Here is a 15,006-nt window from a genome sequence, read left to right as displayed (position 1 = left end):
CGAATGCCTCGAGCAGGTGCTGCAGGAACTCCCAGGCCGTCTTCCTGTCCGCCTTGTCGACCAACTGGGTCACGGCAAATTTGCTCGTGCGGTCGATGCCGACGAACAGAAACAGCTTTCCCTCAGCAGTCTGCACCTTGGCGATGTCGATGTGAAAGAAGCCGATCGGATAGCGCTTAAATTCTGGCGCTTCGGCTTGTCGCCTTCCACATCAGGCAACCGGGAAATGCCGTGGCGCGTGCCGGGCACCGATGCAGCGCCGAGCGTGTCAGGTGCGGGATGGATGGCTGCAGGGCAGAGAGGCGTTCGGCGCGACAAACGATTCCCCGGATCGTTTGCTTGACGCTTGAACTCCAGCGGCAGCAGCGTATGCCGACGAAAAGCGACAACGGTCGCCTCCTCCGCCTCGGCAGGATCGTTGAGCGCGGCTCCTTCGGCCCGGTCCTGAGATCCTCGACCGTCTGGCGCTTGCGCCATTTCGCAACAGTCTTCGGGTTCGTCGGGAAAACGATTCACTGGATCGTTTTCTGATCCTCCTCACTCCCCAGATCCCGGCTCAGCGTCGCGAGCGAAGCTTGCGATCATTCGGGCCGACCCTCGGATCGATGGCGGGCCAGCCCTCATTATTGCAGCTCTGACAGCGTGCGTGGTCGTGGCGCTTCCGTGACGAACCTGGCCCATAATGCTTCCTTCCATTCCTCAGAAAGGATCGCACCATCAAACCGTGGGATCAAACACCTAGGGGCCATCTTGAAATGGGGTAAGAAAAACTTGCCCAACCATAGGGTACATAAGCGGTTATGCCGTTATGCCTTCATGATGTTGGCTCCAAACGCAACCTTTAAGGTAGAGCTGCCGAGGTGAAATATTTTCCAAGGATTTGATTGAATTGCGCGGCCGATTCAAGATTGACGATATGCCGCCCGGGCAGGGAAACATGCGTGCCGTTGGGAACACCGGCGGCTATAGCCTCAAGGTCAGCGGGCGGACAGACCGGATCATCGTCCCCTGATATTGTCAGCACGGGGTTTCTGATATCGTGAAGCTGGCTGCGGAAATCCGCGTGGGCAAGCGCTGCGCAGCAGCCCGCATATCCCTTTGCCGATGTATCCGCAAAGCTGTCGAGAACTCTACCGACAAAGACAGGATGCTCTCGTCGAAACTCTTGCGAGAACCATCGTTCAGCTGTCGCAGAAACGAGCGCGCTTAAGCCATTTGCCCTGACGTCCTCGATCCGGGCGGTCCAGCTGTCCACGGTGCCGATGCGGGCAGCAGTTGCGCACAAAGCAACGCGGTCCAGGCGCGAGTTTGCATGGATCGCCAGCCATTGGCCCGTCAGTCCACCGATCGACAACCCGCAGAAATGGGTGCGATCAATGTTCAAGGCGTCCAGCAACGCGACCACGTCGCCCCCTAGATCGGCCATGTCATAGGGCGCTGGTGGGGCTTCAGACTTGCCATGTCCACGCCGGTCATAGCGCAGGATGCGGAAATCCGATTTTAGATCCGCGATCTGCGCGTCCCACATGTGCAGATCTGTGCCGAGGGAATTGCAGAAGGTGAGCCAGGGCTTGGCCTCCCCTGCCCCATCGATGCGGTAATGCAGGCGGTGCGTGGGAAGGGTCAGGTATGGCATGGCATAGTCTCCAAAAGAAGATACGCGCAGCCCAAAGACTGCGCGCTATCCGGTGATGTTCACACAGTCGCCAGCTGCGCCCTGTCGCTGCTGCGGGCATTGCTGAGGGCAAAGACCATCATCGCAAGGGTTGCGATGGCAGCGGGCAGCGCGAAGATCAGGAAGTTCTGTCCCAAGGGCAGTTCGCGCGCCAGCAGCACCCCGCCCATCGTCGGTCCGACGATGGCGCCGATGCGACCGACACCGGAGGCCCAGCCCAGACCTGTCGAGCGGACCGATAGGTTGTAAAGCTGCGCGACGCTGGCATAGAGCAGGATCTGCGTGCCGATGGTGGTGGCGCCGGCGACAAAGATCAGCGCGAACAGCAGCCCCGGTGCCGGATTGACGCCGATCAGCGCGATGGACAGTGCAGCTGCCGCAAAGAAGCCGACAACGACGCGCGGCAGGCCGAACCGGTCGCCCAGCCTGCCGCCCATGATCGCACCCGCCATGCCGCCGAAATTCAGAGAGAACAGGCTGAGCAGGCTGGCACGTTCGGCATAGCCCGCCTCCTGCAGAACCTTGGGCAGCCAGGACGACAGCAGATAGACCAGCAGCAGGCAGCAGAAGAATGACAGCCACAGCATCAGCGTGCGCAGCAGCCGTCCATGCCGGAACAGTTCGGCGACCGATGTGGAGGCGCCTTTCACCTCGACAAAGATCAGGCGGTCGTCGGCGGCCAGTGGCGTCGCGGGATTGATCCTGGCGAAGATGCGCTTGGCCTCGTCCTGCTTGCCCTGCTTGATCAGGAAGCCAAGCGACTCCGGCAGCTTCCACAGGATCAGCGGCAACAGCAGCAGCGGCACCGCGGCGATGAAGAACATCGGCTGCCAGCCGAAGCTGGGGATCAGGCCAATGCCCAGACCCGCCGCAACCATGCCGCCCACCGAATATCCCGAGAACATCAGCGCGACCATCGTGCCGCGCAGGCGCTTCGGCGCATACTCGTTCATCAGCGCCACCGCATTGGGCATCAGCCCGCCGCACCCCAGACCTGCAATGAAGCGGAAGAACTTGAACTGCCCGGGCGTCTCGGCAAACCCCGTCAGGACCGTGGCCGAGGTGAACAGCACGAAGCTGATGGCAACGCCCTTCTTCCGGCCGATCCGGTCGGCCAGCGGCCCCAGGATCAGGGCGCCGAACATCATGCCAAACAACGCCCAGGCCTGAAGCGCGCCCGCCTGCGGCTTGGTCAGACCCCATTCCTGGATCAGCGTCGGCAGCACCGTGCCTGCCACGAACACGTCGTAGCCGTCGACCACCAGCAGCGTGCCGCACAGCGCGACCACCATCCATTGAAAACGTCCGAACGGGCTTTGGTCGATCGCCTCATTCACGTCTATCGTACGCATTGTCGTTCTCCTCCCTGTTATTGTTTCGGTTTGCCCCGTCAACCTTCGTCGCCTCCCGCGACGGAAAGGACGGAACCGGTGATGTAGGATGCCTCGTCGGACGCCAAGAACAGGATCGGCGCGGCCTGCTCGTCGATGGTCCCGTAGCGTTTCAAGACACTCGACCCGGTCACCTGATCGACGACCTGCGCCATCCATTGCTGCTCATCCGGGCTGTCGCCCACGGCATTGCGCGGGATGCGACGCGGAGGGGCCTCGGTCCCGCCGGGGGCGGTGGCCACGACCCGGATGTTCTGGCCTGCCACCTCCATCGCCAGCGATCGGGTGATCGCGTTCACGCCCCCCTTGGCCGCCGAATAGGGCACGCGGTGGATTCCGCGCGTCGCGTTCGACGACACGTTGACGATGGTGCCGCCGCCCCGCGCCACCAGATGCGGCAGGACCGCGTGGCAGCCATACAGGGTCGGCATCAGCGATCGGCGGATCTCTGCGTCGATCTGATCGGGCTCGAACTCGGCCAGCGGGCGCATGCGGATCGCACCGCCCACCACGTTGATCAGGATGTCGATGCCGCCAAAGATGTCGGCGGCATGGCGCATGGCGGCGTCCGCCCCGGCCCAGGTCTCCAGATCGGCGATGAAGGCTGCGGCGTCGCCTTGGGACTCGGCCACGACCTCGGGCAGGAAATCGGCACGGTCGACGAACAGGACGCGGCCACCTTCGGCTGTGGCGCGCAGGGCCACGGCGCGGCCGATGCCCTGGGCCGCGCCGGTGACCACGATCACCTTGCCCGCAAAGCGTCCGACAAACACCGCGGCGCTCATGCACTGGCCTTCAGGGGCGCGTTCGGCGTGAACTTCTCATAGTGGAAGCTGGCCGGCTCGATCTTGTGGTCGTCCAGATACTGCCGGACGGCATCGACCATCGGCGGGGGGCCGCACAGATAGATGTCGACGTCGCCCGCCGCCAGCATCTCCTCCGGCATGTGCTGGGTCACCCAACCCGTGCGCGGGTGATCCGAGGCCGGGTCGGCAACCACGGTCGCGACGGTCAGGTTCGGCAGCCGCTTGGCCAGTGCCATGACGCGGTCCACCAGAACCAGGTCCAGATCGCGCGTCACGCCATAGATCAGGTGGATCTGCCGCCGCGATCCCGCACGCGCCAGCACCTCCAGCATCGACAGGAACGGCGCCAGCCCGGTGCCGCCTGCCAGACACAACAGAGGGCCGTCGCCACCCCTCAGATAGAAGCTGCCCATCGGGCCGGTCAGCTGCAACTGGTCGCCCGGTTTGGCGCGCGACAGCCAGGTGCTCATGACCCCATCGGGGATCTTCTTGATCAGGAACCCCAGGTTGCGCTCGCCGGGCGCGGTGCTGAAGGAATAGGAGCGGTGAGTACCGCTGCCGGGCACGTCGATATTGACGTATTGCCCCGGCAGAAACGCGGGCGCCGTGGCCGTATCATCCATGGTCAGTTCCAGGACGACGGCAGCATCGTGATGCGGCTCGATCCGGGCGACCGTGGCCGCAAACGCCTGCTGGCCGGTCTTGCAGGCCTGCGACGTGGTGGGAACCGACAGCACGCAGTCGGACGAAGGCACCATCTGGCAGGTCAGAACCAGCCCCTGCCCCGCCTCGTCCTCGGTCAGGGCGTCCTCGATGAAGTCGTCGCCCATGTCATAGGCGCCGCTTTCCGCGCGGCATTTGCAGGTGCCGCAGACGCCGTCAGAACAGTCCATCGGCAGGTTGATCTTGTTGCGGAACGCCGCATCGAGAACCTTCTCTCCGGGCTTGCAGTCAACGAAGCGGGTGACCCCGTCCTCGAAATTCAGGGCTATCGTATAGCACATGGTCGCCTCCTCCTTGCGGGTGTGCGGGGTCGGCGGTCAGACGTGATAGACGTCGATGACCTGGCGGATATAGTCGTTCTTCAGGACGATCTTCTTGGCCGCGATGCGCAGCCCGCCTTCGTCCCGTCGCAAGGTCACGAACATGGTCCCGAAGAACTGGTCCGTCGCCTTGTAGCGGTGGTTCAGCGTGTGGAAGTTGTAGCGGACATCGACCTCGTCGCCGCGATCGGCCACCACCTCGACGTTCTGGACCGCGTGGCTGGTGCGCGGTTCGGGCGTGGATGCGCCGGAGCGTTCGGTCTTGATGCGGAACACCCGGTCTTCCAGCCCCTCGCGGTTGGGATAGTAGATCAGCGAGATCTCGGATTGGGGGTCCTCGGTCGTCTGGTCGGTATCGTCCCAGGCCGGCATCCAATAGGACGCGTCGGGTACATAGCAGGTCAGCCACTCGTCCCATTGCCGGTCGTCCAGCAAGCGCGCCTCGCGGTACAGAAATGCGCGGATGGCGCTGTGATCGATGCTCATGCCATCTCTCCCGTCTTCTCGCGGGCCATGGCGTCGCGCATGACCTTGGCCCAGTATTCGTGCTGGCAGACGAACAGCCCCTCGTCCTCGCTGCGCTCTCCCGAGATCAGCGGGGTCAGACCCATGCGGCGGGCATTGTCATCCGCGCCATGGATCCATAGCGGCGCGCCGCGCGACATGTCGTTCCACAGGGGCGCGCTGCCGGCATAGGCGGTCTGGCAGGCGCGAAATTCCTCAAGGTCGTCCGAGGTGCCCATGCCGGACACGTTGAAGAAGTCTTCGTACTGGCGGATGCGGGTGGCGCGGTCATCGGTGCTTTCGCCCTTGGGGGCAAAGCAGAAGATGGTCACCTCGGTCCGGTCGACGCCAAGCGGGCGCACCACGCGGATCTGGGTGCTGAACTGGTCCATCAGGAACACGTTCGGATAGAGGCACAGGTTGCGCGTCTGGTTGACGATGAATCCCGCCTTATCCTCGCCCAAGCGCGTCGCGATCTCGTCGCGGCGGTTGTAGACCGGCCGCACTTCGGGGTTGGCGGTGTTGGTCCACAGCAGGATATGTCCGTTGTCGAACCCATAGACGCCGGCTGTGGATTTGCTCCAGCTGTTCGCATCCACGGCCTTTGTGCCCGTCGCGCTGCGGCGGTCCATGGTCGTGGCATAGTTCCAGTGGACCGAGCTGACGTGATAGCCGTCGCAGCCGTTCTCCATCTGCAGCTTCCAGTTGCCGTCATAGATGTAGGAGGAGTTGCCGCGCAGGACCTCCAGCCCCTCTGGGGCCTGATCGACGATCTGATCGATGATCACCGTCGTCTCACCCAGATAGTCGGCCAGCGGCGCGACATCAGCGTTCAGGCTGCCGAACAGGAACCCGCGATAGCTTTCGAACCGGGCCACGCGGGTCAGGTCGTGCGAGCCATCAGTGTTGAACTGATCGGGATATTGCGTGGTCTTGGCATCCTTGACCTTCAACAGCTTGCCGGTATTGGCGAATGTCCAGCCGTGGAAGGGACAGGTGAAGCTGCCCTTGTTGCCCTGCTTGCGCCGGCACAGCATGGCGCCCTTGTGGGCGCAGGCATTGATGACCGCGTTCAGCGTGCCGGTCTTGTCGCGGGTGATGACGACAGGCTGGCGGCCGATCCAGGTGGTGTAGTAGTCGTTGATCTCCGGGATCTGGCTTTCATGGGCCAGATAGACCCAGTTGCCTTCAAAGATGTGCTTAATTTCCAGCGCAAACAGATCCTCGTTGGTGAAGATGTCGCGGCGGCAGCGGAACAGGCCTTCGTCGGCGTCGTCCTGAACGGCCGTGGCCAGCAGGTGATCCAGATCGCGGGCCTTGTCGATGATTGCAGACATGAGTGGTCCTCCCCCAGGGGATGCGCCGGATGCGGGCATGCCCTGCTCAGATGTCATGGGTGAAAGATGGATACGGATCGCGAGGCAGCCGCGTCGAGCGGCTGCCTGCAGGGCTCCGTCAGGCGGCCGCGCGGCGGCGCTGCTCGTTCAGCTGATTGTCCACGCCGTCGATCAGGGCCGTCAGGTGGATGTCAAAGACGATTTCGGCGAACGGGCCGTTCAGGTTGTTGGCGTGAATGCTCTGCTCATCCGACCGTTCCACGACTTTGGGGATCAGGCCTTCGCGCGTTGCATAGGCGAAGTCGTCGTGGATCAGCGGATCGCCCTCGATGTTGATCTGCGTCGTCAGCTTGCGATGTCCGTCGGCGCTGACGAAGAAGTGGATATGGGCGGGCCGCTGGCCATGCCGTCCAAGGGCGGTCAGCAAACCTTCGGTCGGGCTGCCGGGGGGCACGCCGTAGCCACTGGGCAGGATGCTCTGGAACTTGTAGCAACCCTGGTCGTCGGCAATGATCGTGCGGCGCATGTTGAAGGGCGCCTGCTGGCCGGTCGGGTCGAAGTGCGAGTAGAAGCCGCGCGTGTCGCAATGCCAGACCTCGACCTTGGCGCCAGGCAGCGGCTGGCCGTCTGCGCCATGAACCTTGCCCTGCATGATCAGCGTCTGACCGTTGGTGTCGTTTCCGTCGTCCAGTCGTGCAAAGCCCACGGATTCCGGGGCACCGGCCACATAAAGCGGACCTTCGATGGTGCGCGGGGTCGGATTTTCGATGCCCATGGCCGCGTCGATGGCGTCCAGCCGCTCATCCATGAAGTGATCGATGCCAAGGCCCGGTGAGACCAGCCCCGCCTGACCGGCGGCGCCCAGATCGTTCAGCCAGGCCACGCCCTGCCAGTATTCATCGGGGGTGATGTCCAGATCGTCGATCGCCTTGAACAGGTCAGACATCAGGCGATGCACGATCCGCTTCATGCGCGGATCGCCATCCTGGTTGTTCAGGCCGCTCAACTCGTTCAGGAATTCCTGGACATCGGGTCGGTCGAAAATGGTCACGGTCATTGGGTTCTCCTCCTGGATTCTTTTGGAAACTGGGTCGGCGGGGCTCCCTCCCCGCCGTTGGGTATGACTAGCGGTCGTCCTCTCCCGATGGCCGAGGGATGGCGCAGCAGCGGCGTGACGCTGATGTCCATGAATGGAAACAGCGGCAGGCCGGACAGGATCTGGTGCAACTCGTCATGGTCGCGCACATCGAAGATGCTGCAGTTCGCGTATTGTCCGGCAATCCGCCAGATATGGCGCCACTTGCCGCTGCGCTGCAGATCCTGGGAATAGGCCTTCTCCTGCGCAAGGATCTGAGCTGCCTCCTCGGCCGGAAGGTCGCGGGGAAGATCGACCGTCATGATCACCTGGTACAGCATCGTCACACCTTTCCTTGGGGCAGGCTGATCGTCTTGCGCAGCCCGTCGCGGGTAAAGAACGCCACGCGATCCTCATCCAGCGACAGCCCGAGGCCCGGGCCGCCTGGAACCGTCAGCTCGAAATCGCTGTAGTCCAGCCGCTCCGCCAGAATGTCCTCGGTCAGCAGCAGGGGGCCGAACAGTTCGGTTCCCCATTGCAGCTTGGCGAATGTCGAAAACGCATGGGCCGAGATTACCGTGCCCACCGCGCCTTCCAGCATCGTGCCGCCGTAAAGCCCGATCCCCGCAGCATCCGCGATGGCCGCCACGCGCAGGGCGTTGAAGGCGCCGCCGCTTTGTTCCAGCTTGACTGCAAACACGTCCGCACCCTGCACGCGGGCAATCTCGAACGCGCTCTCCGGTCCGGTCAGCGACTCATCGGCCATCAGCGCGATCGGGAAACGGCGCACCAGCCGACCCATCGCCGCGCTCGAGGCCACCGGCTGTTCGACCAGTTCGCAGCCGGCATCGGCCAGAGCGGCCATGCCAAAGGCGGCATCGCCTTCGGACCAGGCCATGTTGACGTCCACACGGAGGGACGCTCGGTCACCAAGCGCCTGCCCGATGGCCGCGACATGGGCGATGTCTTCGCGCAGCGGGCGGGCGCCGATCTTCAGCTTGAAGACGCGGTGACGGCGCAAATCCAGCATGCGCTCGGCCTCGGCGATGTCGCGCGCCGTGTCGCCCGAAGCCAGCGTCCAGGCGACCGGCAGACGGTCCCGCCGCCGCCCGCCCAACAGTTCGCTGACCGGCAGGCCAATGCGCCGGCCATGTGCGTCGAGCAGGGCGGTTTCCACCGCCGACTTGGCAAAGCGGTTTTCGCGGACCATCCGACCGATCCGGGCCATCAGCGACTGCACGCGGGTGGCATCCTGGCCGATCATCACCGGCGCAAACCAGGTGTCGATATTGGTCTTCATGCTTTCGGGGCTTTCGCCGCCATAGGCCAGGCCGCCAATAGTCGTCCCCTCGCCCACGCCGACGATACCGTCGCTGCAGTGGACGCGGACCAGCATCAGGACCTGGCCGTTCATGGTTGCAACCGACAGCTTGTGCGGCCGGATGGTGGGAAGATCGAGGATCACCGTCTCGACCCGTGTAACGACCGGGGCGGCGGTGGCGGTAGATGCGAGGGGGGCGAATGGCTGGTTCATGCAGCTAAAATGCCGTCCCGGGCGTCCCACGTCCAACACCGTTTTGGTTTGATACCATACCCGTTGGGTATAATGTAGGAAGGACACCCTACCTGCAGCATTATGCTGCGCTGCAAAATACCTTAGGTGATGGAGGAGCCATGATGGATTTGCGTCAGCTACGCTATTTCGTCGCCGTTGCCCGCGAACGGAACTTCACCCGCGCGGCAAAGCAGCTGAACATTGCTCAGCCGCCACTCAGCCGGCAGATCCAGTTGCTGGAGGAAGAGCTGGGTGTCGTCCTGATCACGCGAAAAAGTCGGCCCGTGAAGCTGACAGATGCCGGACGGCTTCTCTATGAACAGGCATTGCAGGTCCTGGGGCGCGTGGACCAGATGACGGATGCGACGCGGCGGGTGGGCATGAACCGCAACCGTGTCCTGTCCATCGGCTTCGTGGCCTCGACGCTGTATGGCGGGTTGCCGGTTCTGGTCCGCAAGCTGCGCCAGAATGCGCCGGAACTGGACATCCAACTGCTGGAAATGCTGTCTATCCAGCAGGTCGCGGCATTGAAGGAGGGCCGCATCGACATCGGCTTTGGCCGCATGCGCCACGGCGACCCGAATGTGGCCAGCACGACCCTGCGCGAGGAACGCCTGGTCGTGGCATTGCCGCTGGATTCCGTTTTGGCCCAGGACGAGGGCCCGATCCGGCTGTCCGACATCGCGGACCAGCGGCTGATCGTCTATCCCAAGGAGCCGCGTCCCAGCTATGCCGATCAGGTGCTGAGCCTGCTGCAGGTCGAGGAAATCCGCCCCCGTGACGTTCTGGAGGTGCGCGAGATCCAGACCGCGCTTGGACTGGTCGCTGCGGATTCGGGGATCTGCATCATCCCGTCATCCGCCCGACAGATGCGCTCGGACGTGCGCTATCGGGTGATCGACAGCCCGCACGCGACCTCTCCGGTCATTCTGAGCCACCGGGCTGGCGATACATCACGCTATCTGGACCTTGTCCGGCGCCTGATCCGAGAGATGTATGCCGAAAAGCCCGCTTGGCTGGAGGCGAACAATCTGCAGCGCCCGGACCCCTGATCTCAGACCCGTTCCAGGGCGATCGCGATCCCCTGCCCCACGCCGATGCACATGGTGGACAGGGACCGCCTGCCGCCGCTGCGCAGCAGTTCCAGCGCCGCCGTCCCGGTGATGCGCGCGCCCGACATACCCAAGGGGTGGCCAAGCGCGATGGCGCCGCCGTTGGGGTTCACGCGCGGGTCGTCGTCGGCGATCCCCAGATCGCGCAGCGTCGCCAGTCCCTGGCTGGCAAAGGCCTCGTTCAGCTCGATGACGTCGAAATCGGCCTGGCCCAAGCCCAGCCTGGCCATCAGCTTGCGCGAGGCGGGCGCCGGGCCAAAGCCCATGATGCGCGGCGCGACACCTGCCACGGCCCCGCCCAGCACGCGGGCGATGGGCGTCAGGCCATGACGGCGCGCGCCTGCCTCGGAGGCGATGATCAGCGCCGCCGCCCCGTCATTCACGCCCGAGGCATTGCCCGCCGTGACCGTCCCGCCCTTGCGGAACGGGGCCTTCAGCGCCGCCAGCGCCTCGAGGGTCGTGGCGCGGGGATGTTCATCCCGATTCACGATGCGCGGATCGCCCTTGCGCTGCGCAATGCTGACCGGGGTGATTTCCTGTGCGAGCCGGCCAGTGGCTTGCGCCTGTGCGGCCTTGTCCTGCGAGCGCAGGGCAAAGGCGTCCTGATCATCTCGGCTGACCCTGAAATCCTCGGCGACGTTTTCGGCCGTCTCCGGCATGGAATCAACGCCGTACTGCGCCTCCATCAGCGGATTGACGAACCGCCAGCCAATGGTGGTGTCGTGGATGGCAGTGCTGCGAGAGAATGCCGCTTCGGCCTTGGGCATCACGAAGGGCGCGCGGGACATGCTTTCGACCCCGCCGGCGATCATCAGGTCCGCCTCGCCGGCGCGGATGGCGCGGGCGGCGGCGATGACCGCGTCCATGCCCGATCCGCAAAGCCGGTTGATGGTCGTCCCGCCGATCTCGACCGGCAGGCCGGCCAGCAGCAGCGACATGCGCGCCACGTTGCGGTTGTCCTCGCCCGCCTGATTGGCACAGCCGAAGATCACGTCATCGACTGCCTGCCAGTCGACCCCCTCATTGCCCGCCATCAGCGCACGCAGCGGGATGGCGCCCAGATCGTCCGCCCGGACGGAGGACAGCGCGCCTCCGAACCGGCCGATGGGCGTGCGGATATAGTCACAGATAAAGGCCTCGGTCATTTCACAGCTCCGGAACGGTCAGGTCGGTCACGTCGCCCTCGACATGCAGCGGCGCGCCGGTCAGGGATTGCAGGTCGTCGAACGACAGCGCAGCCAACTTTTCGCGCAGCACGAAGCGACCGCCCTCGATGTCGACCACCGCCAGCGAGGTATAGACCCGCGTCACGCAGGCCACCCCGGTCAAGGGCAGCGTGCAGGCCTGGACCAGCTTGGGCCTGCCGTCCTTGGTGACATGGTCGGTGATCACCGCCACGCGCCTGGCGCCATGGACCAGGTCCATCGCCCCGCCCACGGCAGGCACCCCCTTGGGCCCGGTGGACCAGTTCGCCAGATCGCCATTCTGCGCGACCTGATAGGCGCCCAGGATCGCCACATCCAGATGGCCGCCCCGTACCATCGCGAAACTGTCGGCGTGGTGAAAGAAGGCGGTGCCGGGCCGGATCGTCACGGCCTTCTTGCCCGCATTGATCAGATCCCAATCCTCCTCGCCCGCTGCCGGGGCCTCGCCGAAGCCGAGGATGCCATTCTCGGTGTGAAAGATCGCCTGCCGCCCCGCGGGCTGGAAGCGCGCCACCATTTCCGGAAAACCGATGCCCAGATTGACATAGGCCCCGTCCTGGATGTCCTGCGCCGCGCGCCAGGCGATCTGCGCGTTCGTCAGCTTGCCGGTCATGCCGTCACCTCCGGGTATCGCGCCCCTGCGCGGTTCAGATCCTCCTCCTGCGCCGGGTCCGGCACGTGGACGAGGGCGTCGACGAAGATCCCCGGCGTGATCACCGCCTCGGGGTCGATGCCGCCCGGCGCGACCACATGGCTGACCTGCACGATGGTCCGGGTCGCGGCCATGGCCATCAGCGGCGCGAAATTGCGCGCCGCCATCCGATAGGTCAGGTTGCCCAGATGGTCACCGGTCTCGGCCTTGATAAGAGCGACATCGGCCTTCAGCCAGCGTTCCTGCACATAGGACCGGCCGTCGAACTCGGCCACGGGCTTGCCCTCGGCCAGATCGGTGCCGAAGCCCGTCGGCGTGTAGAAGGCCGGGATGCCCGCCCCGCCCGCACGGATGCGCTCGGCCAGCGTTCCCTGCGGGACCAGCTCCAGCGCGATCCGGCCGGCCTGGTAGCGGTCGGTGAACACCACCGGATCCGCCGAGCGCGGGAACGAGCAGATCATCCGGGCCACCATGCCCTGCTCGATCATCGCCGCGATGCCGACATGACCGTTGCCGGCATTGTTGTTGATGACGGTCAACCCCGTCGGGCTGCCGGTCGCCAGAAACCGGTCGATCAGCGCGTGGATCAGCTCGATCGGCGCGCCCGATCCGCCGAAACCGCCGATCATCACCGTGGCGCCGTCTCCGATCTCGGCGGTCGCGTCGGCCAGACTTGCGATGCGTTTGTCCATGAAGGCTCCTCCGTATCGAGACGGATTAGACCGGGCCGACCCCCTGCGCCAAGGGATATGTTCGCATCTTGAGCTTTGTTCCCATGCCGTATATTCGTGGTCGCATGGCGAACAGGACGGATATCATCGGATCGCTTGGCAAGGGATTGCAGGTGATCGAGGCGTTCGGGGCGGACCAGCCCCGCATGTCGATCTCGGAGGTGGCGGCGGCGACCGGCCTGGATCGCGCCGCGGCGCGCCGGTGCCTGCTGACGCTGCACGATCTGGGCTATGCCAGCTATGACGGCAAGTTCTTCGCCCTGACCGCGCGGGTTCTGCGCCTTGGCATGGGCGCCCTCGCGGCGATGCCCCTGGCGCATCTCGTGCAGCCCTGGCTGGAGCAGCTGTCCGACCGGATCGGACAATCGACCTCGGTGTCGATCCTCGACGGGACCGAGATCGTCTATCTCGCCCGCGCGGCGCAGCGGCGGGTCATGTCGATCGGACTGATGCCGGGATCGCGCCTGCCGGTGCATTGCACCTCGATGGGGCGCGTCCTGCTGGCCGCCCTGCCCCGCGATCAGGCCCTGGCGCTGATCATGTCGTCGGACCTGACGCCGCGCACGCCCCACAGCCTGACCGATCCGGCCGAGATCATGGCCCGGATCGACGCCGCACGCCGGGACGGATACGCCGTCATCGACCAGGAGGTCGAGCCGGGCCTGCGCTCCATCGCCGTGCCGCTCCATTCGGTGCAAGGCCGCGTCATCGCCGCGATCAACACCGGCGTCGCCGCCGTGCAGGCCAATGCCGTGGACCTGGTCGCGCTGTATCTCGATCCGCTTCTGAAGGTACAGGAAGGTCTGCGGCGCGTGCTGCGATAGCGCGACATGCGAAATCACCGCAGAGTCCCTTTGAGCATAGCGCTCTTCGCGGCATTCAGGCTCCAGCTGTAACGATCCAACGATTGGGGATGAGACGTGCGATCCGCCAGGCAACCGGGAAGGCGATGCCGCCAAGCCCGAATGCTGTAAATGCTGGATCGAATTTCCCCAGAAGTGCTGGCGCAAATTTCCCCACCCTTCGAGTTCGGCGATCAGCCGTTCAGTTGATGGGCGCCTCCGTTTTTCAGCGGCCGACCGCGGCGTTTGGGCGGCGGTGGCGGGGTGATGCTGGCGTGGGCGCGCGTGTGTTCCGGGATCAGGTCGGTATGATGTCTGAGCCGGTAGCTGGCGCCCTCGATCTGGACCACGACGGCATGATGAAGCAAGCGGTCCAGAAGCGCCGTCGCGACGACAGGATCACCAAAGATCTCGCCCCATTCTGCGAAGCCCCGGTTGGAGGTCAGGATCATTGCGCCTTTCTCATAGCGCGCGTTGACGAGCTGGAAGAACAGATTGGCGCCCCCGCTGGTGATGGGCAGGTAGCCGATCTCGTCGACAATCAGCAGGGAGGCACGGGCATAGAAGCGGATCTTCTCGGTCAGACGTCCTTCACGCTCCGCCTTGGTCAGGGCTTCGATCATATCGGCAAGGGAGCACCGATACACACTGCGCCCGGCCCTTACTGCCGCGACACCGATGGCCGTGGCGAGATGGCTCTTTCCGGTTCCTGGAGGGCCGAGGAAGTGCAGCACCTCGGCCCGCTTGATGAACTCCAGCTCGGCCAGGGCCATGATGCGGTGGCGGTCCACTGAAGGCTGGAAGGAGAAGTCGAAGCTTTCCAGCGTCTTGACCGGCATCAGCCGCGCGGTTCGCAAGGCGACGCCGATGCGCCGGCCTTCGCGCAGGTTCAATTCCTCTGCCAGTAGCTCGTCGATTGCCTCGATCGCGCTGATCTCCCCCTTTTCCAACCGGCTGAGGGTCTGATCCAGTGTCTCAAGGGCGCGAGCCATGTGCAGGCTGACCATGCTCTGGCGGATGCGTTCGGTGACGGGGATCATGGGCGGCCCTCCTGTGCATTCGCCAGCCGCCGCCCGAC

The 15,006-nt window shown here is 64.6% G+C and carries 15 protein-coding genes and 1 pseudogene; 2 read left to right on the top strand and 14 right to left on the bottom strand.

What is annotated here, in order from left to right:
- The 10 genes and pseudogenes from FA743_RS20710 to FA743_RS18945 form a co-directional block, all read right to left on the bottom strand.
- Positions 1-681, bottom strand: a pseudogene (locus FA743_RS20710) (transposase family protein); the annotation flags it as partial.
- A gap of 160 nt (positions 682-841) precedes the next feature.
- A complete protein-coding gene (gene pcaD, locus FA743_RS18985) occupies positions 842-1,636 on the bottom strand; it encodes a 3-oxoadipate enol-lactonase (RefSeq protein WP_136887644.1) in 795 nt (264 codons plus the stop codon).
- A 59-nt stretch (positions 1,637-1,695) separates the two neighbouring features.
- Positions 1,696-3,027, bottom strand: a complete 1,332-nt coding sequence (locus FA743_RS18980) for an MFS transporter (protein ID WP_136887643.1) — start codon at positions 3,025-3,027, stop codon at positions 1,696-1,698.
- A gap of 38 nt (positions 3,028-3,065) precedes the next feature.
- Entirely contained in the window at positions 3,066-3,851 is a 786-nt protein-coding gene (gene benD / locus FA743_RS18975; RefSeq protein ID WP_136887642.1) for a benzoate diol dehydrogenase BenD, read from the bottom strand.
- A complete protein-coding gene (gene benC / locus FA743_RS18970; RefSeq protein WP_136887641.1) occupies positions 3,848-4,876 on the bottom strand; it encodes a benzoate 1,2-dioxygenase electron transfer component BenC in 1,029 nt (342 codons plus the stop codon). The genes benD and benC overlap by 4 nt, the downstream gene beginning before the upstream one ends.
- Positions 4,877-4,912: 36 nt before the next feature.
- Positions 4,913-5,401 (bottom strand): benzoate 1,2-dioxygenase small subunit, encoded by a 489-nt coding sequence (benB, locus tag FA743_RS18965; protein WP_136887640.1) that lies wholly within the window; start codon positions 5,399-5,401, stop codon positions 4,913-4,915.
- On the bottom strand, positions 5,398-6,756 hold the full coding sequence (locus tag FA743_RS18960; protein ID WP_136887639.1) for an SRPBCC family protein: 1,359 nt from the start codon (positions 6,754-6,756) through the stop codon (positions 5,398-5,400). Before FA743_RS18960 ends, benB begins: the two co-directional genes overlap by 4 nt.
- A 118-nt stretch (positions 6,757-6,874) precedes the next feature.
- Positions 6,875-7,813: a catechol 1,2-dioxygenase gene (gene catA, locus FA743_RS18955; RefSeq protein WP_136887638.1), complete on the bottom strand. Its 939-nt coding sequence runs from the start codon at positions 7,811-7,813 to the stop codon at positions 6,875-6,877.
- Complete coding sequence (gene catC / locus FA743_RS18950) at positions 7,810-8,172, bottom strand: muconolactone Delta-isomerase (RefSeq protein ID WP_136887637.1); 363 nt, start codon at positions 8,170-8,172, stop codon at positions 7,810-7,812. Before catC ends, catA begins: the two co-directional genes overlap by 4 nt.
- A gap of 2 nt (positions 8,173-8,174) precedes the next feature.
- Positions 8,175-9,365 carry a muconate/chloromuconate family cycloisomerase gene (locus FA743_RS18945; protein WP_136887636.1) on the bottom strand — a complete coding sequence of 397 codons (1,191 nt, stop codon included), beginning with the start codon at positions 9,363-9,365 and terminating at the stop codon, positions 8,175-8,177.
- Positions 9,366-9,505: 140 nt separating this feature from the next.
- Here FA743_RS18945 and FA743_RS18940 point away from each other — a divergent pair, with 140 nt between their 5' ends.
- Complete coding sequence (locus FA743_RS18940) at positions 9,506-10,438, top strand: LysR family transcriptional regulator (RefSeq protein WP_246055062.1); 933 nt, start codon at positions 9,506-9,508, stop codon at positions 10,436-10,438.
- Positions 10,439-10,440: 2 nt separating this feature from the next.
- Here FA743_RS18940 and pcaF read toward each other — a convergent pair whose 3' ends face one another.
- The 3 genes from pcaF to FA743_RS18925 are packed head-to-tail and all read right to left on the bottom strand — an operon-like array spanning position 10,441 to position 13,047.
- On the bottom strand, positions 10,441-11,643 hold the full coding sequence (gene pcaF / locus FA743_RS18935) for a 3-oxoadipyl-CoA thiolase (protein WP_136887634.1): 1,203 nt from the start codon (positions 11,641-11,643) through the stop codon (positions 10,441-10,443).
- Between the two features lies 1 nt (position 11,644).
- On the bottom strand, positions 11,645-12,316 hold the full coding sequence (locus FA743_RS18930; RefSeq protein WP_136887633.1) for a 3-oxoacid CoA-transferase subunit B: 672 nt from the start codon (positions 12,314-12,316) through the stop codon (positions 11,645-11,647).
- Entirely contained in the window at positions 12,313-13,047 is a 735-nt protein-coding gene (locus tag FA743_RS18925; RefSeq protein WP_136887632.1) for a 3-oxoacid CoA-transferase subunit A, read from the bottom strand. The genes FA743_RS18930 and FA743_RS18925 overlap by 4 nt, the downstream gene beginning before the upstream one ends.
- Before the next feature lie 104 nt (positions 13,048-13,151).
- Here FA743_RS18925 and FA743_RS18920 point away from each other — a divergent pair, with 104 nt between their 5' ends.
- Positions 13,152-13,910, top strand: coding sequence for an IclR family transcriptional regulator domain-containing protein (locus FA743_RS18920; protein WP_136887631.1), 759 nt, complete (start codon positions 13,152-13,154; stop codon positions 13,908-13,910).
- A gap of 212 nt (positions 13,911-14,122) precedes the next feature.
- Here the strand turns inward: FA743_RS18920 and istB are convergent, their stop codons facing one another.
- On the bottom strand, positions 14,123-14,968 hold the full coding sequence (istB, locus tag FA743_RS18915; protein WP_136887630.1) for an IS21-like element helper ATPase IstB: 846 nt from the start codon (positions 14,966-14,968) through the stop codon (positions 14,123-14,125).
- Between the last annotated feature and the right edge of the window lie 38 nt (positions 14,969-15,006).

The sequence above is a fragment of the Paracoccus gahaiensis genome (genome assembly GCF_005048225.1).
GTDB classification, from domain to species: Bacteria; Pseudomonadota; Alphaproteobacteria; order Rhodobacterales; family Rhodobacteraceae; genus Paracoccus; species Paracoccus gahaiensis.
Note: the sequence above shows the minus strand (reverse complement) of the source record. Positions and strands in the feature narration are given on the sequence as shown.